Raw genomic sequence first — 24,060 nt, 5'->3', positions numbered from 1 at the left:
TGCCCGGCACGTAGGCTGGCGGACGTGAAGGACAACAGGGACGCCACCGTGCACCACGGCCCGACGACCGGGCGCGGTCCCGGTGTCGGCCGCGACGAGCAGGGTGAGGTGACGGCGTGACCGAGTTCGACGGACTGCCGGTACTGCGGTCCCCCGTGGCCATTGCCGCATTCGAGGGCTGGAACGACGCCGCCGACGCGTCCACCGCGGCCGTCGAGCACCTGGAACAGGTCTGGAACGCGCGGCAGATCGCCGAGCTGGATCCGGAGGACTTCTACGACTTCCAGGTCAGCCGGCCCACCATCACCATGGCCGACGGGGAGACCCGCCGGGTGGAGTGGCCGACGACCCGGTTCATGGTCGCGAGCCCCGAGGGCACCGAGCGCGACGTGGTGCTGATCCGGGGCATCGAGCCGAGCATGCGGTGGCGGACGTTCTGCGAGCAGGTTCTGGAGATCTGCCACAGCCTGGAGGTGGAACGGGTGGTGCTGCTCGGCGCGTTGCTGGCCGACGTGCCGTACACCCGGCCGTTGCCGATCAGCGGCAGCGCCTCCGACGCGCAGGCCGCGGAGCGCTACCAGCTCACCCCGACCCGCTACGACGGGCCGACCGGCATCGTCGGCGTGCTGCACGACGCCTGCGCCCGCGCCGAGGTCGACGCGGTGTCGTTCTGGGTGCACGTGCCGCACTACGCCAACAACCCGCCCTGCCCCAAGGCCACCCTCGCGCTGCTGCACCGCGTCGAGGAGGTCGTCGACCTGCCGGTGCCGATGGCCGACCTGGCCGAGGAGTCCGCCGAGTGGGAGCAGCGGGTGCGCAGCGCCGCCGAGCAGGACGCCGAGCTGGGCGAGTACGTCCGCGAGCTGGAGGAACGGGTCGGCGATGAGGGCATCACCCCGTTGACCGGCGACGAGATCGCGCAGGAGTTCGAGAAGTACCTGCGGCGTCGGGGCGGTTCGGCAGGCCCCACCGCCGGCTCCTGGTAGCACCGTTCACGGCGGGCCCTCGGACCTTTTGTGGTCCCGGGGGCCCGTTTTGGCGTGTCCGGGGTGGCGTCGTCACACCCTCTACGGCATCCTAGGAACCTAGATGTGATCAAGGAGGCGGGTGTGCAGATCAACCCCGGCGCGGCCGAGTTCCCCCACCGGCAGATCGCCGCGCAGCTCAAGGCCCAGGTCCGCCGCGGTGACTGGGCGCCTGGCGAACGCCTACCGTCCATCCCGGCCATCGCCGAGATGTTCGGCGTCGCCAAGCAGACCGTGCAACGCGCCGTCGACCAACTGCGGGTCGAGGGCATCCTGATCACCAAACCCGGCTCCGGTACGTACGTCCGGGGCACCCGCCGCCGACTCAACCGACTCTCCCGGGGCCGGTACGGCGGTTTCCGGGGCTATCACACGGACCTGGCCGCCCGGTACCGCCAACAACTCGTCTCCGTCGGCCGCGCCCCCGCGCCCGCCGAGGTCGCCGACGCGTTCGGCGTCTCCGACGGCACGGATTTGCTCTGCCGCCGCCACCTCGTGCGCACCGACGACTCCCCCGTCGAGGTGGGCGCCTCCTGGTTCCGGCCCGCCGACACCGCCGGCACCTCGCTGGAGCGCGCCGAGGCGTTCGGCCGGCCGCTCTACCAGGAGGCCGAGGAGGCCACCGGCCGGCGGTACGTCTCGGCCACCGACACGATCAGCGCCCGCCAGCCCAGCCGGGAAGAGGCCGAGACCCTCCAGATCCGGCCCGACACTCCGGTCCTGCACCTGCTGCACGTCGCGTACGACGCGAACCGCAAGCCCATCGAGGTGGCCCAGGCCACCTGGCCCGGCCCGATGACCACCCTCACCGAGGAATACAAGATCCCCGGCCCAACCCCCGACCCGGAGCCCGACCCCGGCCTGGTCCTAGGCTGACCCTGCTCCCACCCCACGCCCCGCCCCGCCCCGCCCCGCCCCGCCGATCTTGCACTTTCGGTCGCCACTTTGCCCCGATAGGGAACCTTCGTCACGACAGCAAGTGCAAGATCGACGCAGAGGTGTGGCGGTCGCGTCATCGATCATGGAGTTGTGGTGCTTCGCATAGCGGGCACAGCACCGCACACCGGCCACCACAACTCCATGATCGACGCCCCCACGGGCGCGCGAGGCGCCCCACGGGCGCGCGAGGGCTCGCGGGGGCGGGCTGCTGTTAGAGGTGGATGCCCAGGAGGGCGTCGACCGTCTTGGCGAACAGGGCGGGGGCTTCGGTGTCGTCCGTGGCGCCCGCCAGGGTCGCGTCGGCCCAGCGGTCGGCCACGGCCAGGGCACCCGGGGTGTCCAGGTCGTCGGCCAGGCGTTCGCGTACTCCGGCCAGCAGTTCGGCCCCGGACGGCCCGGCGGGCGCGGCGGCGGCCCGCCGCCAGCGGTCCAGGCGCTCCTGCGCGGCCGTGAGCAGCTCGTCGGTCCACGTGCGGTCGCCGCGGTAGTGCCCGGAGATCAACGCAAGCCGGATCGCCATCGGGTCGACCTTGTCGGCGCGCAGCCGGGACACGAAGACCAGGTTGCCGCGCGACTTGGACATCTTCTCGCCGTCCAGGCCGATCATCCCGGCGTGGACGTAGTGCTCGGCGAACGGCGCCTGGCCGGTGAGCCGCTCGGCGTGCGCGGCGGACGCTTCGTGGTGCGGGAACAGCAGGTCGTTGCCGCCGCCCTGCACGTCGATCCGGTCGCCGAGCAGGTTCAGCGCGATGACCGCGCACTCGATGTGCCAACCGGGGCGGCCCGGGCCGAGCTCCCCGCCGGGCCAGGACGGCTCACCCTCGCGGGCGCCACGCCACAGCAGCGGGTCGAGGGGGTCGCGCTTGCCGGCGCGGTCCGGGTCACCGCCGCGCTCGGGGAAGATCTCCAGCATCTGCTCGCGGGTCAGGTTGGACTCGTAGCCGAACCGGCCGGTGGCGGAGATGTCGAAGTAGACGTCGCCGGTGCCGTCGTCGAGCCGGTACGCGGCGCCGTCCTTGAGCAGCACCTCGACCTTGTCGGCGATGTCCGGGATCGACTCGACGGCGCCCACGTAGTGCTCCGGCGGGATGATCCGCAGCGCCTCCATGTCCTCGCGGAACAGCGCCGTCTCCCGCATCGCCAGGACCACCCAGTCCTCGCCGTCGCGGGCGGCCCGCTCCAGCAGCGGGTCGTCGATGTCGGTGACGTTCTGCACGTAGCGCACCTGACGGCCGGCGTCCCGCCACATCCGCTGCACCAGGTCGAACGTAATCATGGTGGCGGCGTGGCCGAGGTGGGTCGCGTCGTACGGGGTGATGCCGCAGACGTACATGCTTCCCGCGTCGGCCGGCTCGCTCGGGTGGACACCCTGCCGCGCCGAGTCGTACAACGCCAGCGGCTCGCCCCTGCCCGGCAGCCGTGGCACCTCGTGTCCCGCCCAAGACTCCATGGCCTCAGCCTAACCAGCCCTCAGGCGGCACCGGGCCGCCCCACGGGTGATCAAGATGACAGCGGGTCACATGGGCGGCCAGGGCACCGCCGGCCAGTCCTCCGGCGGCTGCGGGAAGCGCCCGGCCTTGCGCAGGACGTCGATGCGAGTGGCCAACTCGGCGATCTCGCTGATCGTCAGGTGATCGGCCAACTCGTCGCCGAGCGCCCCGGCGACCTGCCCGGCGAGCCCGTCGAGCATCTCCACGGCGTCCGGCGGCAACTGCTTGCCCGCCCAGCCCCACAGCACCGTCCGCAGCTTGCCCTCGACGTGGAAGCTCACCCCGTGGTCCACGCCGTAGATCCGGTCGTCCGCGCCGACCAGCACGTGGCCGCCCTTGCGGTCCGCGTTGTTGATCACCGCGTCGAGCACCGCGAGACGGGCCAGCCGCGGGTCGTCGGCGTGGGCGAGGGCGTACGCGACGCCGTCGTCGTCCCGCGCCGCCGCGATGGGGTGCCAGCGGGGCGGCAGCTCGTCGGCCGGCACGAACCCGACGAGCGGCTCGGCGTCGGCCGGCTCGTCGATCCAGAGCTGGCACGAGCCGGGGCCGAACGGACCGTCACGCAGCACGGTGGGTGGCACCAGGCCCCAGCCGGTGGCGTCGGAGACCAGGAACGCCGACACCTCCCGCCCGGCGAGGGTGCCATCCGGGAAGTCCCACAGCGGCCGCTCGCCGCGCACGGGCTTGTAGACACAGCGGGCCGTGACGCCGTCGAGGGTCAGGATGCCCCGCAGGGTGGTGTTCGAGGCGTCGACCAGCCGGCCCTCCAGGTCGAGCGTGCCGTCGCGCAGCAGCCGCAGCGCGGCGTCACCGTCGCGCAGGGGTTCGAGGCCGGACAAGGTCACCGGTGGTAACCGTTGTGCCGCGGGCACAGGTGCCCGGCGGGATCCAACGGCTGGCCGCACAGGGGGCACGGCGGCCGGCCCGCGTTGACCACGCGCCGGGCCCGCTCGATGAACTGGCGGGTGGCCTGCGGGGTGAGCCGGACCCGGAGCCGGTCCAGGTCCTCGTCCGGCTCCTCGTCCTCGTCCTCGTCGTCTTCGTCGTCCTCGTCGCCCAGCTCGACCTCGGGCTCCACCTCGCCGGCGGCGATCGCCTCGATCACCACGGTCGCGGTGTCCACGTCGAAGGCCAGCCCGAGGGTCCCGACCCGGAACTCCTCGTCGACCGGAGTGTCCAGCGGCTCGTTGTCGCCGATCACCGGCGCCAGCTCGGGCAGGTCCACCCCGAAGCGACGCTGCGCCTCGGTGAGCAGCTCCTCCAGCTTCTCGGCGAGCAGGGACACCTGGACCTTCTCCAGCGCGACGCTGACCAGCCTGCCGCCGCCGCGGGCCTGCAGGAAGAACGTGCGCTCCCCCGGCGGCCCGACGGTCCCGGCGACGAACCGCTCCGGCGGTTCGAAGGCGTGCACCTGGTGGGTCATACCCACGACCCTATCCGGCCCGCCATGGCATCGCGCACCCCACCGACCCTAATCACCGTGCTGCTCGCCACGCCCGGCGTACCACCCCTCGCACCCGGGCGTGGCGGACGCCGGCTCACCGGCCGGCCCCCGCGCCGCCGCCCACCGGCGCGTCGGAGTCGGCCGCGCTCGCCGCCGCCCGGCGGCGCTTGCGGGGCGGCGGCGCCAGTGCGCCCAGGTCGCCACCGGTGTCGTTGAGCCGCAGCAGGAACGGCCGCAGCGGGGTGTACCGGATCGCCGTCACCGACGCCGGGTCGGCCACGATCCGCTGAAAAAGATCAAGGTGTACGCCGAGCGCGTCGGCCACGATCGCCTTGATCACGTCGCCGTGGCTGCACGCCAGCCAGACCGCCTCCGGGCCGTGCTCGGCAGTGATCCGGGCATCCCAGGCCCGCACCGCCGCGACCGCCCGAGCGGCCATCGCCGCCATCGCCTCACCCTCGGGGAAGACCGCGGCGCTCGGGTGCTGCTGGACTACCGGCCAGAGCGACTCCTTCGCCAGCTTCTTCAGTGGCTGCCCCTCCCAGGCTCCGTAGCCACACTCGATCAACCCGTCCTCCACGATCGGGGCGGCGTCGGGCAGCGCCAGCTCCAGGGTCTGCCGGCACCGGATGAGCGGGCTGGTCACCACCGCGGCCAGCGGCACCCGCCGCAGGCGCTCGCCGACCGCCGCCGCCTGGGCCCGGCCCGTCTCGTCCAACTCGACCGGCTGGCGGCCGGCCAGGCCGCCGTCGGCGTTCGCGGTCGTCCGGCCGTGTCGCAGAAGCAGAAGGGTCGCCACGGGGACCACCCTATGACCTGCGCCCGACCGGACGTCGCCGTCGGGCGGGGGCGCGTCCGGGCCGCTGCGGTCGGGCTGGACGAAAAGGGGATGAAGCAGCAGCGTGACCGTAAAATACGGGATGCCTGGCGTGTCCGGGTCCGCGCTACCGGAGGTGGGGAACGCGATGGGCGACTCGACCTCCGGACAGCAGTCGGACCCGCAGGACGCGTCCCGGGAGTTCCGGTACCCGCTGCTGGTCCTCGCCCTCACCACCGGGATCGCCGGCTTCGTGGACGCCTTCGCGTTCCTGCGCTACGGCGCGTTCGTCGCCAACCAGTCGGGCAACGCCGTCCTGCTCGGCATCGGCCTGGCCGGGCGGCACGCCGCCTGGCCCGAGTCGGCGGCGTCACTGATCGCGTTCGCCGCCGGGACGGGCGTGGTCTCCCAGGTACGGGCGGCGCGGAGCCGATGGTCGCCGTCCTACCGGGGCCTCGGCTGCGCCGTGGTCGCCCTGGCGCTCTGGGCGGTGCTGAACGTCCTGCTGCACTACGGCCGTCACGGCGGGTGGCCACGGATCGCGCTGGCCGCCGCCGGCGGTCTCGCCATGGGCGCCCTGGCGACCCTGTTCGTCCGCACCGCCGGGATCACCACCGCCATCACCTACCAGTCCGGCACGGTGGACAAGATCGGTGAACGCATCGGTCGTTGGTTGGCCGGACCGGACACCGGCAGGAGGCGGGCCCGCCACGGCACCTTCCTCGGGCTCCTGGCCCTGACCTGTTACGCCGCCGGTGGTGGCCTCGGCACGATGGCGCAGGAACAACCCCTCTGGGTGCCGGCGTGGGGAGCGCTGGGCCTGTCCGCCCTCGCGTTCCTGGTCCGCTCCGGACGGGCCCGCACCTGACCTCAGCGCACGTCGGTCGCGAGCTGGACGTCCTGCACGAAGCCGTCCGACCGCTCGGCGCCGTACCGACCCAGCACGTCCAGCACCGCGGGCACCGCCTCGCGCTCCACCACCACCTCGACCCGGGCCCGGCCCACGAGATCCTGGTCCTGCCAGTAGCCCCGGGGCAGCGAACGGGCTGTCGGTTCGGCGGTGGAGACCGTCGCGTCGGAGAGCACGATGGAGGTGGCTCCCGCGCCGACCAGGGCGTCGCGAAGCTCCCGGGTCGTCGGCAGCAGCGTCGGGTTGACCGTCGCGGTGACCAGCCGGGCGTTCTGGACCGGCCGGGTGGGCCGTTCGGCGGCGCGTCCCGCTCCCGGCTGGCGGCGTTGCGGCGCCCCGCTGCCGTTGAGACCCGCCACGCCGCCCAGGTGGTAGGCGTCGGCGTCCTGTTGGGCGTGGTCGAGGTTGTCCTGCACGTCGGCGGGGGCACGCAGCCCGAGCACGGCCTGCACCGCGGCGGCGATCGCCCAACTGAGCACGAACGAGAACGCCACCACGGTGACCACGCCGACGATCTGGTGCCACAGCAGGGATCCGCCGCCGCCGAAGAACAGGCCGTCCTTGCCGAGCGGGTTGACGCCGCTGTCGCCGAAGAAGCCGACCAGCAGCGAGCCGAGCATTCCGCCGACGAAGTGGACCGCGAGGACGTCCAGCGCGTCGTCGAGCCGCAGCAGGTACTTCAACCGCAGCGCGAAGTGACAGACGAATCCGGCGATCGCGCCGATGGCGATGGCGGACACCGTGTTGACGTACCCGGCGGCGGGGGTGACCGTCGCGAGCCCCGCGACCGCGCCGGAGACGCCACCCACGACGGTGCTGTGGCCGTCCTTCACCCGCTCCGCCACCAGCCAGACGAGCATTCCGGCGGCGGCCGCGAGATGGGTGTTGATCAGCGCCTGGGCGGCCAGACCGTTGGCCTGGAGTCCGTCGCCGCCGTTGAACCCGAACCAGCCGAACCAGAGGATGCCCGCGCCCAGGATGGTCAGCGGGATCGAGTTGGGCGGGGAGGCGGTCCGTGGCCAACCGCGCCGGCGCCCGACGACCAGCAACGTGCCCAGCACGGCGGCGCCCGCCGAGGCGTGCACGACCATCCCACCGGCCCAGTCCTGGGCGCCGAACCTGGCCAGCCAACCGTCGGGGTGCCAGAGCCAGTGCGCGACCGGTGCGTAGACCACGATGGACCAGATCGCCAGGAACGCGACCCAGCCGGCGAACTTGAGCCGGCCCGCCGTCGCGCCGGTGACGAGCGCGGGGGTGATCACCGCGAACATCATCTGGTACGCGACGAACGCCAGGGTCGGTATGGTCACCTGACCGGCGATGACGTGCAGGTGGGGCGCGGGCGGCACCCTGAGGTCGGTCAGGCCGAAGAGTTCGAGGTTGCCGAAGAGGCCGGTGCCGGCGTCGTCACCGAAGGCGATGGTGTAGCCCACCAGGACCCAGGTCAGGCTGACCACGCCGAGCGCGATCATGTTCTGCTGGAGCATGGCGAGCACGTTGCGGGTGCGGACCATCCCGCCGTAGAAGGCGGCCAGGCCGGGAGTCATGAACAACACCAGGCCGGCGCAGACGAGCACCCAGGCGGTGTCGCCCGAGTTCACCGCTTCCTGAGCGAGCATGGGAGCTCACCTCTCCTTTCGGTACGTCAGACGGTGCGTCTCACCTCGGTGAGGATGGACTCCTTGACGCGTTCGTGGTTGGGTACCGGCGCGAAGTGCCGCCTGGGCAGCAGCAGCAGCCAGGTGGCGATGTTGAACGGCCCGGTCAGCACCGGAATGCCCAGCGGGGTGAGGACCGTCGCCAGGGCCAGCTGGACGAAGAGCGTCAGCGCGATGCCGAAGAGGGTGTAGAGGGTGACCATCGCTCCGGGACGGTGCAGCACCGCGCCCACGGCGATCGCCGTCAGCACCGCGTTGAAGCCGAACAGGCCCTTGTCCAGGGAGGACGCGTCGGCGCCGAACCAGAGCGCCAGCAGGGTCGCGCCGACGGCGCCGATCACCGCGAACAGCGCCGACCAGCGGGAGTTGACCAGCAACGCGACCAGGATGAGCAGACCGGTGACCCAGCTGTCGATCAGGTAGACCTGGGACACCCCGCGCAGGAAGGTGGGGATCAGGTCCCAGTCGAAGCGGCCCCCGGTCAGTTGCCCCGCACCGGGGAACATGGGCTTCAGCTTGGTGAGCACGGTGAACCTGTCGAACTGGTAGGCGGCCATCAGCAGGACCCAGGTGGTCAGCACGAACGGCATGGTGAACGCGGTCAGCCCCCAGGTCTTGAAGATCGCGTTCAGGGCCAGGGTGACCACCGTCGTGGCGATCGCGCCGAGCACCAGGTAGAGCCACATGAGCGGCCGGTCGTCGAGGAACGTCGGGACGGCGATGCCGGTCAGGAACGGGCTGAAGCCGAACAGTCCCTTACGTAACGAGGGCTCGTCGACCCGCAGGGCGACGGCCGTGGCGGTGCCGACAACCAGGCCGAGGACCGCTCCCCCGAAAATCCGTGGTTGCCCGTTCTCGACGGCCCCCCAGGCGACCGCCACGAGGACGAGCAGGCCGGTGAGCGGGTTGTTCTGCAGGACGACCTGCGCGGGCCCGCGCAGGCAGGCGTCGACGAACCCGAGGAACGGGTTGCGGTCACTCAGCCTGTCCCAGCCCTGGGTCACGCTCGTCACGACACTCTCCTCGGATGCGTCATCGCCAGCTGAACGTCGGCGGGAAGGTGCGGCCGGTCACCTCTTCACGGGCGGCCACGCAGAAGGCGCGGACCGCGGCACGAACCGGCTCGGTCTCCTGCCCCAGGACCTTGAACATGAGGCCGGCGTCGTTCGGCAGCCGACTGACGGCGCTGGCCAGCGGCGTCTGCTCGTCCCAGACCGGCGTCGCGGTCCGTTCGAAGACGCGGGCGGCCCGCTCGGCGCTGGTGAGCAGCACGACGTTGCCGAAGATGTGGAAGCGGTCCAGGACCCCGAGCCGCGCCACCGGGAACCGGCCGGGGGCCGCCACGAACTTCTCCACGAACAACCGCCGGCCGTCCGGACGCTCGGCCCGCAGACAGGAGGAGAAGAGGTCGTACGCGAAGAGTTCGCCGTCGCGGTAGTACTTCCGGCCGGGTTGCAGGATCTCGCCGTAGAGCATGGTGGCGCTCTCCGGGAGCCGCACCTCGGTGTCGGTGACGAACCGGCTGCCCCGGTACGGGATCGTCGGCTCCGGGAGGTATTCGAGATAGGTGTCCTCGGCCAGGGTGAACCGCTGGATCTGCGAGCCGTAGTTCGCGTCCATCTCCTGGATCTTGGTGGCGGCCTGCGTGACCAGGTGCGCCTGGCTGCCCGGCGCCAGGTCGACGTCCAGGTGCAGGCGGTCGCCCTGGAGCACACCGCCGGAGGTGGTGAGGATCATGACGCAGGGCAGCTGCGGCATCTCCTCGTCCCAGTAGAGGGCCCGCTGGACGAGCAGGGGCGACTGCCGGTAGAGGTCGTGCAGGATCGTCCGGTCGCCGCGCCGCTCGAACCCGAGGCGCAGGATGCCGACCTTGCCGTTGGACGCCGCGGGCAACTGGGCCGGTTGGTCCTGGTACGGCTCCAGTTCCCGCGCGCTGTCCAGTGTGATCATGCGACCACTTCGGCGTCGAAGAGCGCGTTGCGGCGGATCAGCGACACCAGTTCGTCGATGCCCTCGCCGGTCTTGCAGTTGGTGAACACGACGGGCTTGCCGTTGCGCATCAGGTCCGCGTCGCGCGCCATGACGTCGAGGTCCGCCTCCACGTAGGGGGCGAGGTCGGTCTTGTTGATCACGAGGATGTCGGACTTGGAGATCCCCGGACCGTTCTTGCGCGGGATCTTGTCGCCGGCCGCCACGTCGATGACGTAGATGAAGAAGTCGACGAGCGCGGGGCTGAACGTCAGGGTGAGGTTGTCCCCGCCGCTCTCGATGAGCACGACGTCGCTGTCCGGGAAGCGGGATTCCATGTCCTCGACCGCGGCCAGGTTCATGCTCGGGTCCTCCCGCACTGCGGTGTGTGGGCAGGCACCGGTCTCCACTCCGAGGATCCGCTCCTCGACCAGGACCCCGGTCAGGGCGCGGCGCACGTGCTTCGCGTCCTCGGTGGTGACGACGTCGTTGGTGATCACCAGTACGCGCAGTCCGTTGTCCACGAAACGGGGCACGACAGCCTCGATGATCGCGGTCTTGCCGCTGCCCACCGGGCCGCCGACGCCGATACGACTTGCCGACTTCATGATGTGACCTGTCCTTCTCGAAAGGCGTTTCAGGTGCGGGAGAATGCGGATGTTCGGCTCTCAGCTCATGAACATCCGCACGTGGACGTGCTGGTGCGCGGCGGCCAGGACGTCGAGGTGCGGCCCGAAGGTCTGCATGTCGTCGAGGTCGGCCGTGCGCACGTCGCGGTAGTCGTCGGTGACCTTCTCGTTGACCGCGAACAGGATCGACTGCGCGTCGAGATGGTCGACCCGCATCAACCGGATGGCGGCGCTGAGCACCGTCGAGGCCGCGCCGTACTGGTGGGCGGCGAACGCGTCCTCCTCGGGCACGCCGAGGTCGGCGAAGACCACCCCGAGCGCGACCGGGTAGGTGACCGGCACGCCGCCGGCCGACTCGCTGAGGCGCTTCTTGAGCAGGGTCTCCCCGACGATCCGGGTCGCGGCTTCGGCCAGCTTGCGTCCCATGCGTACGGACATCGTCCGCATCTCTTCGTTGATCTTGCGGAGGTGGACGGCCTCGTCGGCCCGCCGGATCCGGTCGAGGTCCCCCGCGCCGGCGGCCCGGTGACCGGCGAGCAGCGCGACCCCGTCCCCGGTGGCGGCGAGCCGGGTGACCGTCCGGACGTAGTCCTGCAGGGTCGTCCGGTCGTGGACGACACCGTGCTCGACGGCCATCTCCAGGCCGCTGGAGAAGGAGAAGGCGCCGACCGGGAAGACGGAGTCGCCGAACTGGAGCAGCTTCAGGGTTTCGGCCATGGTGCGCACCGTGCGGCCCCGCTCAGTTGAGGTCGGCGGGGAGATGGGAGTGCGGCGTCGAGTCGGCGCCGCCGAACAGCCGCCGCGACTCGTGCGGCGCGAGGTACGCGATGACCTCGGTGCCGGGCACGAACTCGTGGGTGATCCCGGTGAAGGCGTGGGTGCGCATCACCGAGTCCATCACCTTGCGGTCCACCGTCAGCGGGACGTACATCTTGGTGCCCTTGACCACGGCGGGCCAGTGCTGGTTGCCGATGGCGTGACCCAGCTCGACGGCCGAGCGGATGAGCAGCTCAGCCGACTCGCCGCGCAGCTGGTCGAGGTGGACCACCATCACCTCGCCCAGCTGCACCCGGGCTACCACCGCCGTGGCGGTGAGGTCGTCCCAGGCCAGGACGTCGCCGTCGCGCAACCGGACCCCACGCGCGAGCGCGACCGACAACTCGGCCCCGGAGCTGGTCATCTTGCGGATGCGGCTCTTCTGGGCGTCCCACTGGTCGAGGACCAGGTCGTCGATGCGCGCTTCCTTCAGGCGGAGCGTCCAGTCCGGCTCGTTCATGTTGCCCAGCACCGTCTCGACGAGCACGGGCCTCTCCTTTCGGTAGGTGTGCCGGGACCAGCCACCCACGAGGCGGTCCCGGCGGGGGGGTCAGCTGAAGAAGTAGAGCTGGCTCAGCGGCAGGTTCCGGGCCGGCGGCACCGTCGCGTGCACGCCGTCCATCTTCACGGCGAAGGTCTCCGGATCGACCTCGAGCTTGGGAAGCCGGTCGTTGCGGACCATGTCCCGCTTCGTGAGCCCTCGGGTGCGGTACACGGGCATGACCTGCCGTTGCAGGCCGAGCTGCTCGGCGATGCCGGCCTCGTGCGCGGCCCGGGACACGAAGGTCACGCAGGTCTTGGCCAGCTGGCTGCCGAACGCGGCGAACGACGGCCGGTAGTAGACCGGCTGCGGTGTCGGCAGTGACGCGTTCGGGTCACCCATGATCGACCAGGCGATCATGCCGCCCTTGAGCACGAGCTTCGGCTTGGCCCCGAAGAACGCCGGCTCCCAGAGCACGAGGTCGGCCATCTTGCCCGGCGTGACCGATCCCAGCACGTGCGAGATCCCCTGGGTGATGGCCGGGTTGATGGTCATCTTGGCGACGTACCGCAGCACCCGGAAGTTGTCGTTGGCGCTGGAGTCCTCGGCGAGCTTGCCGCGGGCGGTCTTCATCTGCCCGGCGAGCTGGATGGTGCGCAGCCAGGTCTCGCCGACGCGCCCCATGGCCTGCGAGTCGCTCTGCATCATCGAGATGACGCCCTCGTCGAGCAGGACGTCCTCGGCCGCGATCGTCTCGGTCCGGATCCGGCTCTCCACGAAGGCCACGTCCGAGGGGACCTGCGGGTTGAAGTTGTGACAGACCATGATCATGTCGTACAGCTCGGACTGGCTGTTGATGCCGTACGGCACCGTCGGCGTGGTCGAGCTGGGCAGCACGTTCATCTGGCCGGCGACCTTGATGACGTCGGGCGCGTGGCCTCCACCGGCGCCCTCGGTGTGGAACGTGTGGATCGTCCGGCCCTCGAACGCGGCGATGCTGTCCTCGAGGTATCCGCTCTCGTTGAGAGTGTCGGTGTGGATGCTGACCTGCACGTCGAACTCGTCGGCGACGTCCAGGCAGGCCCGGATCACCGCCGGCGGGGCGCCCCAGTCCTCATGGATCTTGAAGCTCGGCGCACCGGCCATGATCTGTTCCACGAGCGGCGCGCGGCCGGTGCTGTTGCCCTTCGCCATCAGGCCGATGTTGATCGGGATGCTCTCGAAGGCCCGCATCATCGCGTGGATGTTCCAGGGGCCGGGGGTGATGGTGACGCCGTTGGTGCTGTCGGTCGGGCCGGTGCCGCCGCCCCACAGGGTGGTCACGCCGTTGCTCAGGGCGGCCTGCGCCTGCAGCGGGGTCACCAGGTGCACGTGCGTGTCGATGCCCCCGGCGGTCAGGATGAGGTGCTCGCCGGAGATGGCCTCGGTGCCCGGACCGGTCACCAGCTCGGGGGTGACCCCGTCCATGATGTTCGGGTTACCGGCCTTGCCGATGCCGGCGATCTTGCCGTCCTTGACCCCGACGTCGGCCTTCACCACGCCGAGCGTCGCGTCGAGGATGGTCACGTTGGTGATGACCAGATCCAGGCCACCCTGCGCGTTGGTGTACTGGTTGTTGACCCCCATGCCGTCGCGCAGCGTCTTGCCCCCGCCGTACATCACCTCGTCGCCGAGGACCCGCAGGTCCTTCTCGATCTCGATGTACAGGTCGGTGTCGCCGAGCCTGATCTGGTCACCCGTCGTGGGGCCGTACATGCCGGAATACTCTTGCCGGGAAATCTGGCTCATCGAATCATCTCTCCTGCCCGAGGCGCGCAGCCCTGCGGGTTAATCGATCTACTTCTTCTTGCCCTTGGGGTCGTCCTGCTGCTCCGGGGCGAACTTGAAGCCCCGGGTCTTGGCGTTGTGGATCGCCTCGGTACGGTCCGGCCGGTAACTGGGGGTCGACTCGCTGCCGCTCCACCCCTGCACCAGGCCGTTGAATCCGTAGACGCGCTGCTGCCCGCCGAAGGGGATGAGCTCGACGGTCTTCTTGTCGCCCGGCTCGAAGCGGATGGAGGTCGTCGCCGGGATGTTCAGCCGCCTGCCGAAGGCGGCCTCACGGTCGAAGGCGAGCATCCGGTTGGCCTCGAAGAAGTGGAAGTGGGAGCCGATCTGGATCGGCCGGTCACCGGTGTTGTGGACGACGACCTCGGTGACGGGCCGCCCCGCGTTCAGCTCCAGCGGTTGATCGCTCAGCACGTAGCCCCCGATGGGTCGCACGTGCTTCGAGTTGGGGCCGGGATGTTGCGTGGCCATTTCCTGCTCCACCTTCCTGGAGATCGCCTCTGGGCTGGCTGCGCCTAGCGGATCGGTGAGTGCACGGTGACCAGGCGCGAGCCGTCGGTGAAGACCGCCTCGACCTGGATCATGGGCAGCATGTCCGGCACGCCCGGCATCACGTCGTCGGCGCTGAGGGTGCTGCGGGCGTCGTTCATGACCTCTTCGACGGTCTTGCCCTCCCGGGCCCCCTCCAGGGCCGCGGCGCAGATCACCGCCACGGCCTCGGGGTGGTTCAGCTTGATCCCCCTGGCCTTGCGGGCGTTGGCGACGATGGCCATCGAGAGGATCGTCAGCTTGTCGAATTCCCTTGGTGTCAGATGCACGTCCTGGTCCTTCGCGACGGTCGGTCGGGAGCCGCCAGCCCGCCGAGCGGATTCGCCCCGGGTGGGCACCAACGCTCCACCCGAATGAACTTATTTGTCCACTAAATCCGTTTTGGACGGCTTTACCGGAACCGTACGCCCGATCCCCTGCGTCGCGGGTCAGAAGCCGAGAATCACGCCGTACCGGCCGACCGGTCGTCGCGACGGTGCGGCCGGCGGGCACGCGCGTCGGTCTGCCACATCCGCTGAATCTGTTCGAGGGTCTTGCCCTTGGTCTCCGGCAGGTACCGCCAGACGAACACGAAGCCGAGCACACAGGTGCCGGCGAAGAGCGCGAACACGCCCGACCTTCCCAGGGCGTCGAGCATGCTCAGGAAGAACTGCGTGATCAGGTACTCGGTGCCCCAGTGGGTGGCGGAGGCGATCGCGACGCACCGGCCCCGGATGCGACCCGGGAAGATCTCGTTGATGACCGTCCAGGCGGTGGGCCCGATGGACATCGCGTAGAACGCCACGAACATGACCACGCCGATCAGCAGGAAGATGCCCGCGTCGGTGGGATGGTGCCCGGTCGCTCCGGCGCTCTGCGCCCCCGGGGCCATCCGGGCGAAGCTGAGACTGACCACCACGAGCGAGACCGCCATGCCCAGGAGCCCGACCAGCAGCAGCGGCCGGCGACCGAGCCGATCCAGGAAGGCGACAGCGACAAGCGTGAAGAGTGAGTCGACAGCGCCGATCGCCCAGGTGGTCGCGGCCAGTTGCGCCTGCGGGGTGTGGAACCCGGCGGACGAGAAGATCTCATCGGCGTAGTAGATGATCCCGTTGATCCCGGTCAGTTGCTGGAACAGCGCCATGCCGACACCGAGCACCAGCGGACGCCGCCACTGTGGCGACAGCACCTCCCGCCACCCCGCCTTGCCGGCCGAGAGGCTCTCCTCGATGGCGTGCAGCCGCTGGGGCACCTTCGGCTGCGGCACTGTCGCCCGCAGGGATGCCTCCGCCCGGCGTCGGTCCCCCCGTCCGAAGTACCAGACCGCCGAGTCCGGGATGACCGTGGTGACCAGAGCGAGGGCCACGCCCAGCAGGGAGGCCGCCGCCAGCAGGTAACGCCAGGAGGTGCCGGCCTCGAACAGCTCGTCCGCCAGGTAGCCGATGAAGATGGCGAACGTGGTGGAGAACTGGTAGATCGCCAGGAGACTGCCGCGGATCCGTTCCGGCGCGGCCTCCGCCGCGTACATCGGGCCGGCGACCGAGGCCACGCCGATGCCCAGCCCCAGGATCAACCGCGCACCGAACATGACCCCGATGACCGGCGCCACCGCCTGCACGACGGTGCCCACCGCGAACGTGGCGGCGGCGACCCAGAGCGCCCCCCGCCGACCGATCCGGTCCGCGAGGTGACCACCGAGCAACGCACCCACCAACGCCCCGGGCGTCACCCAGCTCGCCGCCACCTCGACGGCGAAGGTGTCCGCGTGGAAGGTCTGGCGAATGTCGCGGAGCGCGCCGCTGATGATGCCCTGGTCGTAGCCGAAGAACGCGCCGGACAGCACCACGATCGACACGACCGCGACGAGGTTGCGCCTCGGCGGCAGCCCCCGGCCGCGCTTCGGGCCAGCACTGGCAGTCACTGTCGCCCCCTCCGACGCGAGCAGATCCCACCCGGGGAGACAGCCCGATATCAGCAGGATAGGTGCGCTAAGGGGCTTGCGTGCACAACGGGGGAAACGACCAGTTTCGCCGGACCGTGGACAGGGACCGGCCCCCACCCCTTACGCGCGGGATGGGGGCCGGGCGCGGTCGACTCAGGTGGCGCTGATCGTGCCGGTCAGCAGGAGAGCGAGGACCAGGGTGCCCAGCGCCACCCGGTACAGCACGAAGACGTACAGGGTGTGGTGGGCGACGTAGCGCAGCAGCCAGGCGATGGCCGCGTAGCCGATACCGAACGCGATGACGGTGGCCACGATCGTCTGGGCCACGGTGGGCACTGACGTGCCCGGAGCGGACGGTTCGAAGACGTCCCCGAGGCTGAACACGCCGGACATCACGACCGCCGGGATGGCCAGCAGGAACGAGTAGCGCGCCGCCGCCTCCCGCGTCAGGTTGAGCAGCAGGCCCGCGGTGAGCGTGCCGCCGGAGCGGGACACGCCCGGGACCAGCGCCATCGCCTGGGCGAAGCCCATCACGATGCCGTCCTTCATCCGGAAGTTCTCCAGGGTGCGGGTCTGCCGCCCCCAGTACTCCGCGAACGCCAACACGAACGCGAACACGATCAGCGTGGTCGCCACGACCCACAGGTTGCGTCCGGCGGTCTTGATCTGGTCCTTGAACACGAAACCGAACAGCCCGATCGGGATCGAGCCGACGATCACGTACCAGCCCATCCGGTAGTCGAGGCTGGAGCGCACCGACCTGTCGCGTAGCCCCACCAGCCAGGTACGCGTGATCCGCCAGATGTCCTTCGCGAAGTAGATCAGCACGGCCGCCTCGGTGCCGAGCTGGGTGACGGCGGTGAACGACGCGCCCGCGTCGCGGTCGAAGAAGATCGCCGAGGTGATCCGCAGATGCCCCGACGAGCTGACCGGCAGGAACTCGGTCAGCCCCTGGACGACGCCCAGGACGATGGCCTCGATCCAGGTCACTCGCCGACTCCGGAAAGGTCGAGCGCCTCGGCGACCGTACGCAGGGTCTGCACGCCACTGTCCCGGTCGGCCACGAACAGGGTCACCGACAGCGTGGTGACGCCGGAGGCTGCGTACTCTCGCATCCGTTCGGCGATGCGCTCCTTCGGGCCGAGCAGCGAGGTGCGGTCGATGAACTCCATCGGCACCGCGGCGGCCGCGTCGCGCTGCCGCTTGGCCAGGTACAGGTCCTGCACCTCGCGCGCGGCGTCGCCGTAACCCATCCGGGTGGCGAGCTGGTTGTAGAAGTTCTGCGTGCGGCTGCCCATCCCGCCGACGTAGAGCGCGGCGTACCAGCGCACCAGCTCGGCGCAGGAGGCCACGTCGTCGCCGACGACGACCGGCACGGAGGGCACCACGTCGAAGCCGGCCAGTTCCTTGCCGACCTTGGCCCGCCCGGCGGCCACCGCGGCGAGGTGCTCGTCGGCGAACTCCGGGGCGTAGAACACGGCGAGCCAGCCGTCGGCGATCTCGCCGGCCAACTCCAGGTTCTTCGGCCCGACCGCGGCGAGGTAGATCGGGATGTGTTCGCGGGGTGGGTGGAAGCTCAGCCGCAGCGCCTTGCCGGGACCGTCGGGCAGCGGCAGGGTGTAGTGCTCGCCGTCGTACGCCACCTCCTTGCGGGCGACGGCCAGCTTGACGATGTCGACGAACTCGCGGGTCCGGCCCAGCGGCTTGGCGAACCGCACCCCGTGCCAGCCCTCGGAGACCTGCGGGCCGGACACGCCGAGGCCCAGCCGGAACCGGCCGCCGGAGAGCGCGTCGATGGTGGCGGCGGTCATCGCGGTCGCGGCCGGCGTACGGGCGGGAATCTGCATCACCGCCGAGCCCACGTCGATCCGCTGCGTCTGGCCGGCGATCCAGGCGAGCGTGCTCGGCGAGTCGGAGCCGTAGGCTTCCGCCGCCCACACCACCGAGTAGCCGAGGCGATCCGCCTCCTGGGCCAGCGCCAGGTGGTCGGCGGGTGTGCTCCACGCTGTCTGGTATCCAAGGTTGAGCCCGAGTCGCACTGGTCCTCCCCCATCCGTGGCACAGGTCGCACCAGGTTACGCAATGCCGAAAACGGACCCTGTCACCGGCTCACCGCCAATGATCCCCCGCCCGTCACGGTGTCCGCCGGAGGCGGAACCGGCAGAACCGGCAGAGATGACGGGAGCGAGGATATCCGTGGCGGCGGGTTCGAAATAAGGTTCACCCATGCAACAGCGACCGCTCGGCCGAAGCGGGCTGGCGGTTTCGCGGCTCGCGCTCGGCACCATGACCTGGGGCCGGGACACCGACGCCGACGATGCGGCCGCCCAGCTGAAGAGTTACCTGGACGCGGGCGGCAACCTGATCGACACCGCAGACGTGTACGGCGACGGCGACGCCGAGTCGGTGATCGGGTCGCTGCTGGGCACCCTCGTTCCGCGCGATGAGCTGTTGATCGCCACCAAGGCGGGGCTGCGGCCGGGCAGCGGTAGGCGTCGTGACGGCTCCCGGGGCCACCTGTTGCGCACCCTGGAGGCGTCGCTGCGCCGGCTCGGCACGGACCACGTCGACCTGTTCCAGGTGCACGGGTACGACCCGGACACCCCCCTGGAGGAGACCCTGGCCGCCCTGGACCACGCGGTGGCCAGCGGGAAGGTCCGCTACGTGGGGGTGTCGAACTTCTCCGGCTGGCAGACCGCGCGGGCCGCCGCCTGGCAGACGGCCTGGCCGGGCCGGGCGCCGGTGGTCGCCGCCCAGGTCGAGTACTCGCTGCTGGAGCGGGGCGTGGAGCGGGAGGTGCTGCCGGCGTGCGACGCGCTGGGCCTCGGCGTGCTGCCCTGGTCGCCGCTGGGTCGGGGCGTGCTCACCGGCAAGTACCGGCACGGCCGGCCGGCGGACTCGCGGGCCGCCTCGCCGCACTTCGAGCGGTTCGTCTCCACGTACCTGGAGCCGCGCTGCTCGAGCATCGTGGAGGCGGTGGCGACCGCGGCCGGCGGCCTGGGGGTGTCGCCGCTGGAGGTGGCGCTGGCGTGGATCCGGGACCGACCGGGGGTGACCGCGCCGATCCTCGGCGCCCGGACGGTGGGGCAGCTGCTCGGCGCGTTGCAGGTCGAGCGGATCACGCTGCCCGAGGAGATCACCACCGCGCTTGACGACGTCTCGTCGGTGCCCATCGGCTACCCCGAGCGCGACGGCTGACGCACGTGCGCGCGCACCGGGTCGGGCGCTGACCGGGGGCGCCCGCGGACTGCGACGAGGACCACGCGCGGGCACCCGGGACGGCACGAATCAGGCAGGGCAGCGGCGTTGGTCACCCCCGAGGGGGTGGCGGACGGCCGCTGGGCTGGGCAGCATGGACGGCATGGACTACGAGTACGCGCCGCTGCGGCTGCCGCCGAACGTCGACCGGTTGACCGCAGCGGCGCAGTTGGCGATCCAGGCCGAGTTCTCCGGATGGGAGTTGGCTCGGGTGCGGCTGTTCCGTGACGGCACGCGGCAGGTCGTGCTGCGTCGTCGGCGGGTCAACCAACCGCAGCCGGGCCTGTCGTACTGACGCCGGGCCGGGACGGGCGGCGACACGCCCGGGGCCCGAACCGCGAACGGTTCGGGCCCCGGGCCTCACCTGGCCTCGTGCCTGGTCCCCGGTCGCGCGAGGCGCAGGCGCACCGGCGACGGGCGGGACGCCGGCCCTAGTGCTGGTGCCCGGCGTGGTCGTGGTCGTCGTCGAGCTCCAGGAACGGGTGCTCGTCGAGTCGGCCGACGAGCCGGTCGTCACTCGCCGGCTGGAACGGGCCGACGGAGTCGTCATCGTCGAACGACTCCAGGTCCACGGGTGTGCCCACCTCGCTGACCATGACCACCCCGTCCAGGGGTTCCAACTCGGGGACGTCCAGCGCGCCGAGCGAGCCGTCGCCGCTCTGCAGCAGCTCCAGCACCGCCTCGCCGACGCCCTCCACCGGCGCCGGCTCGTCGTCCTCCGGGGTGCCCTCGCGTCGGGCCGCCTCGGCCGCCCGCAGCAGCGCGGCGATGCTCGGCACCCGGTAGTCGCGACGTTGACGAACCGAGATCACCCGCGGGTGGGGGTCGCTGGCCTCGGCGCCCTCACCGCCGAAGCGCTCGTCGGCCTCGTCCGGGTCGATCGAGTCGACGTCCCACGGGGTCACCTCGCCGAAGGCGTCGAGGAGTTGCTCGTCGTAGGCGAAGGACGCGTTGTTCAACGCCACGTACGCCTGCCAGACGTCGTCGTCGTCGACGCGGCCCTGCGCGGCGCGTACGGCGGCCAGGTGGTGGCGGGCCGCTTCGATCACCCGCTCGAGAGCGGCGTCCAGCTCACCGTGCTGGTCGGTCATGTGGGGCAGTCCCTTCACGATGGGGAGATAACGCGCCGGGTGCAGCTACCGGACACGGTTAGCAGGAGCGGAGGAACCGGTCGAGAACCCGCACGCCGAACTGTAGTCCGTCGACCGGAACGCGCTCGTCGATGCCGTGGAACAGCGCCGAGAAGTTCAGGTCGGCGGGCAGGCGCAGCGGCGCGAACCCGAAGCAGCGGATGCCGAGCTGGGAGAACGCCTTCGCGTCGGTGCCGCCGGAGAGCATGTACGGAACCGGCCGCGCGCCCGGGTCCTCGGCACGCAGGGCCGCCGACATGGCCTCGACCAGGTCGCCGTCGAAGGTGGTCTCCAGCGCCGGCTGCCGCTGGACGTACTCGATGGCGATGTCCGGGCCGACCAGCTCGCGCAGCTGCCGCTCCAGCAGCTCGGACTGGCCGGGCAGGCTGCGGCAGTCGATGGTGGCGGTGGCGCGGCCGGGGATGACGTTGTCCTTGTAACCGGCGCTGAGCCGGGTGGGGTTGGCGGTGTTGCGGATGGTCGCCCCGATGATGTTGGCGATCGGGCCGAGCTTGGCGATGGCCGTCTCCGGGTCGTTCGGGTCCAGCTCGATGCCGAGCAGGTCCGAGACCTCCTCCAGGAACGCCCGTACGGTGTCGGTGACCACCACCGGGAAGCGGTGCCGGCCGATGCGGGCCACGGCCTCGGCGAGCGCGGTGACCGCGTTGTCGTCGTGCACCATCGACCCGTGCCCGGGGCGGCCCTTGGCGTGCAGCCGCAGCCAGTCGATGCCCTTCTCGGCGGTCTCGATGAGATAGAGCCGCTGGCTGTCGTTGACCGAGTAGGAGAAGCCGCCGACCTCACCGATCGCCTCGGTGCAGCCGTCGAAGAGGCCGCGGTGGTTCTCCACCAGGAAGCGCGCGCCGTAGTCGCTGCCCGCCTCCTCGTCGGCGGTGTACGCGAGCACGATGTCGCGCGGGGGCCGTACGCCGGTGCGCTGCCAGTGCCGCACCACGGCGAGCACCATCGCGTCGAAGTCCTTCATGTCGATGGCGCCGCGACCCCACAGGTAGCCGTCGCGCTCCTCGCCGGAGAACGGGTGCACGGACCACTCGTCGGCGTCGGCGGGCACCACGTCCAGGTGGCCGTGCACCAGCAGCGCACCCCGGCTCGGGTCGGCGCCGGGGATGCGGGCCACCACGTTGGCCCGGCCGGGCGCGGACTCGTGCAGGACCGATTCGACGCCCACCTCGGCGAGTTTCTCCGCCACGTACTCGGCGGCGCGGCGCTCGCCGACGCTCGTGGCGTTGTCACCCGTGTTGGTGGTGTCGATGCGCAGCAGGTCGCGGCAGAGGTCCACGACCTCCGCGCTGGGGTCCGGTCGGGCGGAGGCGGCGTCGCTCGTCATCGCCCCTTCATACCAGTCCGCGGTGACCGGCGGGCCGGCGCACCGGCGTGCCGGGGCCGGGCATTCACCTCGGCGGATCCGCGTGCCGGTTTCGCGGCGTCCGCGTTCGGGTACCGCCGCCCACGACCGCACATCCCCTGCCGGAGCTTCCGCCCGCCAGTCGAGGAGGGCACCATGTCCGCCGTCCCCCTGCCCCCGTTGCCGCCCGCGCCCGTGTCCGAGGACGGTTACCGGCCCGGTGGCCGCAGCATCGCCGACATCGTGGACCGCGAGCACCGGCAGCTGCTGGCTCTCGTGGACCAGTTGACCGGCCCGGACGCCACGCCGCAGGAGGGGCTGGCGGTGCTCACCGCCGCGCTGTCGCGACACGTCTCCGCCGAGGAGCAGTACCTGCTGCCGGCGGTACGGGCGGCGCTGCCGGCCCGCGCCGACCGGGTGGACGCGGAGATCGACGCTGACGCCGCGCTGCTGGCAGCCCTGAAGGGACTGTCCGACGAGACCCTGACCGAGGTCGCCGAGCGGGTCCGCCGCCACGTCGACGGGGTGGGCGCGCTCGTGGCCGAGTTGCGCGCGGTGGCCACCTCCGAGGAGCTGATCCGCCTGGGCAACCGGTTGGAGATCGCCGAGGAGGCCGCGCCGACCCGGCCGCACCCGGGCACGCCGGCCACGCCACCGTGGAACCGGATCGTCGAGCCGGCGGTGGGCGTGGTGGACAAGGTCCGTGACGCGGTGACGCGGCGGCCGACGTACCTGGCGGACCTGCCGGAGCCGCCGCGCGACTGACAGCGCGGGCCGCGCCACTAAATGCATTCAACGTCACCGATCCGCTTGGCCTCTTCCGCAGGCTGCGGCGTGGTCCTACCGTCACCGTATGAACCTGGAGCTGCGACACCTGCGGGTGGTCTGCGCGATCGCGGAGACAGGGAGTGTGACCAAGGCGGCGTCGGCGCTCGGGCTCGCCCAGCCGGCGCTCACCGCCCAGCTTCAGCGGATCGAGCGGACGCTGGGCGGGCCGCTGTTCGACAGGGATCGGCGCGGCGCCCGGCCCACCGCGCTCGGTGAGCTGGTGCTCGCCCGCGCCCGGGTGCTGCTGCCGGCGATGAAGGGCCTGCAGGACGAGGCGGCCCGGCTCGCCGGCGCGGGCGCGGCGCCCCGCTGCTACCGCCTCGGCGGGGTGAACAGCCCGATCCTGGGCCGGTTGGTGCACCGGCTGGCCGCCGAGCAGCCACCGGCCCAGATCACCACGTACGCCTCCTGGTCGGTGGACGAGCTTGCGCAGTTGGTGGCCGGTGGGCGGTTGGACTTCGCCCTCACCGGTGTGTGCGGCGACGCCACCCCGTCGGCCGCGTTCGGACTGAGCTGGCGGGAGGTGGCCGTCGACCCGGTGCTGGTGCTGCTGCCGGAGACCCACCCGCTCGCGGCGCGGGCCGAGGTGCGCCTGGCGGACCTGGGCCATGAGCAGTGGGTGGCCGCGCCGGGCGACGGTTGCTTCGGCGACTGTTTCGCCGCCGCGTGCGCCCGCGCCGGCTTCACCCCGCGCAAGGTGTACGAGACCGACATCCGTGGCTGCGTCGATCTGGTGGAGGCGGGCGTGGCGGTGGCCCTCTGCCAGGCGACGTTCCGCCCCGTCGGCGGCCTGGTCACCCGCCGGCTGGCCGGTGTCCCGCTGCGCTGGCGGCTGCTGCTGGGGTGGCATCCGGACTCGCCGGCCGCCGGGGACGCGGAGCTGCTGCTGGCCACGGCCAAGGCGGCGTACACCGACTCGCTGGCGCCGCACCCCACCTACCTGGACTGGCTGGTGCGCAATCCGGCTTTCGGCGTCCGGCAGCCCAGCGAGGTGTGAGGGCGCA

Annotated in this window: 25 protein-coding genes; 7 read left to right on the top strand and 18 right to left on the bottom strand. The window is 71.3% G+C overall.

What is annotated here, in order from left to right; translation table 11 throughout:
* Window positions 1-116: 116 nt before the first annotated feature.
* The gene (locus tag ACLQ27_RS00840; protein WP_007459801.1) at window positions 117-986 is read left to right on the top strand and encodes a PAC2 family protein; all 870 of its coding nucleotides are present in this window, start codon (window positions 117-119) and stop codon (window positions 984-986) included.
* A 123-nt stretch (window positions 987-1,109) separates the two neighbouring features.
* Window positions 1,110-1,901, top strand: coding sequence for a GntR family transcriptional regulator (locus ACLQ27_RS00835; protein WP_425865306.1), 792 nt, complete (start codon window positions 1,110-1,112; stop codon window positions 1,899-1,901).
* 274 nt (window positions 1,902-2,175) lie between these two features.
* Here ACLQ27_RS00835 and mshC read toward each other — a convergent pair whose 3' ends face one another.
* The 4 genes from mshC to ACLQ27_RS00815 form a co-directional block, all read right to left on the bottom strand.
* Entirely contained in the window at window positions 2,176-3,414 is a 1,239-nt protein-coding gene (mshC, locus tag ACLQ27_RS00830) for a cysteine--1-D-myo-inosityl 2-amino-2-deoxy-alpha-D-glucopyranoside ligase (protein WP_425865305.1), read from the bottom strand.
* A 66-nt stretch (window positions 3,415-3,480) separates the two neighbouring features.
* Window positions 3,481-4,299 carry an SCO1664 family protein gene (locus ACLQ27_RS00825; protein WP_425865304.1) on the bottom strand — a complete coding sequence of 273 codons (819 nt, stop codon included), beginning with the start codon at window positions 4,297-4,299 and terminating at the stop codon, window positions 3,481-3,483.
* Window positions 4,296-4,877, bottom strand: coding sequence for a DUF3090 domain-containing protein (locus ACLQ27_RS00820; protein WP_234582001.1), 582 nt, complete (start codon window positions 4,875-4,877; stop codon window positions 4,296-4,298). Before ACLQ27_RS00820 ends, ACLQ27_RS00825 begins: the two co-directional genes overlap by 4 nt.
* A 115-nt stretch (window positions 4,878-4,992) precedes the next feature.
* Entirely contained in the window at window positions 4,993-5,706 is a 714-nt protein-coding gene (locus ACLQ27_RS00815) for an MSMEG_4193 family putative phosphomutase (RefSeq protein ID WP_425865303.1), read from the bottom strand.
* A gap of 157 nt (window positions 5,707-5,863) precedes the next feature.
* On the opposite strand from ACLQ27_RS00815, the gene ACLQ27_RS00810 reads away from it, so the two are divergent.
* The gene (locus tag ACLQ27_RS00810; RefSeq protein ID WP_234582003.1) at window positions 5,864-6,583 is read left to right on the top strand and encodes a YoaK family protein; all 720 of its coding nucleotides are present in this window, start codon (window positions 5,864-5,866) and stop codon (window positions 6,581-6,583) included.
* A 2-nt stretch (window positions 6,584-6,585) separates the two neighbouring features.
* Here the strand turns inward: ACLQ27_RS00810 and ACLQ27_RS00805 are convergent, their stop codons facing one another.
* The 12 genes from ACLQ27_RS00805 to ACLQ27_RS00750 all read right to left on the bottom strand — a co-directional run bounded on the left by ACLQ27_RS00805 (window position 6,586) and on the right by ACLQ27_RS00750 (window position 18,513).
* Entirely contained in the window at window positions 6,586-8,244 is a 1,659-nt protein-coding gene (locus tag ACLQ27_RS00805) for an ammonium transporter (RefSeq protein WP_425865302.1), read from the bottom strand.
* A gap of 26 nt (window positions 8,245-8,270) precedes the next feature.
* The gene (yut, locus tag ACLQ27_RS00800; RefSeq protein WP_425865301.1) at window positions 8,271-9,296 is read right to left on the bottom strand and encodes an urea transporter; all 1,026 of its coding nucleotides are present in this window, start codon (window positions 9,294-9,296) and stop codon (window positions 8,271-8,273) included.
* Window positions 9,297-9,315: 19 nt separating this feature from the next.
* On the bottom strand, window positions 9,316-10,233 hold the full coding sequence (locus ACLQ27_RS00795) for an urease accessory protein UreD (protein ID WP_357490200.1): 918 nt from the start codon (window positions 10,231-10,233) through the stop codon (window positions 9,316-9,318).
* Window positions 10,230-10,859, bottom strand: a complete 630-nt coding sequence (gene ureG / locus ACLQ27_RS00790; protein WP_234582007.1) for an urease accessory protein UreG — start codon at window positions 10,857-10,859, stop codon at window positions 10,230-10,232. Before ureG ends, ACLQ27_RS00795 begins: the two co-directional genes overlap by 4 nt.
* Before the next feature lie 60 nt (window positions 10,860-10,919).
* Window positions 10,920-11,597 (bottom strand): urease accessory protein UreF, encoded by a 678-nt coding sequence (locus ACLQ27_RS00785; RefSeq protein WP_357490198.1) that lies wholly within the window; start codon window positions 11,595-11,597, stop codon window positions 10,920-10,922.
* A gap of 22 nt (window positions 11,598-11,619) precedes the next feature.
* Complete coding sequence (ureE, locus tag ACLQ27_RS00780) at window positions 11,620-12,183, bottom strand: urease accessory protein UreE (RefSeq protein ID WP_234582009.1); 564 nt, start codon at window positions 12,181-12,183, stop codon at window positions 11,620-11,622.
* A 63-nt stretch (window positions 12,184-12,246) separates the two neighbouring features.
* The gene (locus tag ACLQ27_RS00775) at window positions 12,247-13,965 is read right to left on the bottom strand and encodes an urease subunit alpha (RefSeq protein ID WP_357490196.1); all 1,719 of its coding nucleotides are present in this window, start codon (window positions 13,963-13,965) and stop codon (window positions 12,247-12,249) included.
* A 48-nt stretch (window positions 13,966-14,013) separates the two neighbouring features.
* Window positions 14,014-14,475: an urease subunit beta gene (locus ACLQ27_RS00770; RefSeq protein WP_425865300.1), complete on the bottom strand. Its 462-nt coding sequence runs from the start codon at window positions 14,473-14,475 to the stop codon at window positions 14,014-14,016.
* Between the two features lie 44 nt (window positions 14,476-14,519).
* Window positions 14,520-14,822, bottom strand: coding sequence for an urease subunit gamma (locus ACLQ27_RS00765; protein WP_179778963.1), 303 nt, complete (start codon window positions 14,820-14,822; stop codon window positions 14,520-14,522).
* A gap of 173 nt (window positions 14,823-14,995) precedes the next feature.
* The gene (locus tag ACLQ27_RS00760) at window positions 14,996-16,453 is read right to left on the bottom strand and encodes a sugar porter family MFS transporter (RefSeq protein ID WP_425865299.1); all 1,458 of its coding nucleotides are present in this window, start codon (window positions 16,451-16,453) and stop codon (window positions 14,996-14,998) included.
* A gap of 174 nt (window positions 16,454-16,627) precedes the next feature.
* The gene (locus tag ACLQ27_RS00755; RefSeq protein ID WP_357490193.1) at window positions 16,628-17,464 is read right to left on the bottom strand and encodes an undecaprenyl-diphosphate phosphatase; all 837 of its coding nucleotides are present in this window, start codon (window positions 17,462-17,464) and stop codon (window positions 16,628-16,630) included.
* Window positions 17,461-18,513 (bottom strand): LLM class F420-dependent oxidoreductase, encoded by a 1,053-nt coding sequence (locus tag ACLQ27_RS00750; protein WP_425865298.1) that lies wholly within the window; start codon window positions 18,511-18,513, stop codon window positions 17,461-17,463. The genes ACLQ27_RS00755 and ACLQ27_RS00750 overlap by 4 nt, the downstream gene beginning before the upstream one ends.
* Before the next feature lie 187 nt (window positions 18,514-18,700).
* Between ACLQ27_RS00750 and ACLQ27_RS00745 the strand changes: the two genes are divergently transcribed.
* Together ACLQ27_RS00745 and ACLQ27_RS00740 are read left to right on the top strand one after the other, a co-directional pair.
* A complete protein-coding gene (locus ACLQ27_RS00745; RefSeq protein ID WP_357490191.1) occupies window positions 18,701-19,672 on the top strand; it encodes an aldo/keto reductase in 972 nt (323 codons plus the stop codon).
* A gap of 163 nt (window positions 19,673-19,835) precedes the next feature.
* Entirely contained in the window at window positions 19,836-20,027 is a 192-nt protein-coding gene (locus ACLQ27_RS00740) for a DUF5703 family protein (RefSeq protein WP_053655860.1), read from the top strand.
* Between the two features lie 136 nt (window positions 20,028-20,163).
* Here the strand turns inward: ACLQ27_RS00740 and ACLQ27_RS00735 are convergent, their stop codons facing one another.
* Together ACLQ27_RS00735 and ACLQ27_RS00730 are read right to left on the bottom strand one after the other, a co-directional pair.
* Window positions 20,164-20,823 (bottom strand): hypothetical protein, encoded by a 660-nt coding sequence (locus ACLQ27_RS00735; RefSeq protein ID WP_425865297.1) that lies wholly within the window; start codon window positions 20,821-20,823, stop codon window positions 20,164-20,166.
* A 58-nt stretch (window positions 20,824-20,881) separates the two neighbouring features.
* Window positions 20,882-22,210 carry a M20/M25/M40 family metallo-hydrolase gene (locus ACLQ27_RS00730; RefSeq protein WP_234582017.1) on the bottom strand — a complete coding sequence of 443 codons (1,329 nt, stop codon included), beginning with the start codon at window positions 22,208-22,210 and terminating at the stop codon, window positions 20,882-20,884.
* Between the two features lie 174 nt (window positions 22,211-22,384).
* Here ACLQ27_RS00730 and ACLQ27_RS00725 point away from each other — a divergent pair, with 174 nt between their 5' ends.
* Entirely contained in the window at window positions 22,385-22,993 is a 609-nt protein-coding gene (locus ACLQ27_RS00725) for a hemerythrin domain-containing protein (protein ID WP_357490189.1), read from the top strand.
* 88 nt (window positions 22,994-23,081) lie between these two features.
* Window positions 23,082-24,053, top strand: a complete 972-nt coding sequence (locus ACLQ27_RS00720; protein ID WP_357490188.1) for a LysR family transcriptional regulator — start codon at window positions 23,082-23,084, stop codon at window positions 24,051-24,053.
* Window positions 24,054-24,060 lie beyond the last annotated feature (7 nt).

The sequence above is a fragment of the Micromonospora sp. DT63 genome (assembly GCF_049841615.1).
GTDB lineage: Bacteria > Actinomycetota > Actinomycetes > Mycobacteriales > Micromonosporaceae > Micromonospora.
This window is presented reverse-complemented; position numbering and strand designations above follow the sequence as displayed.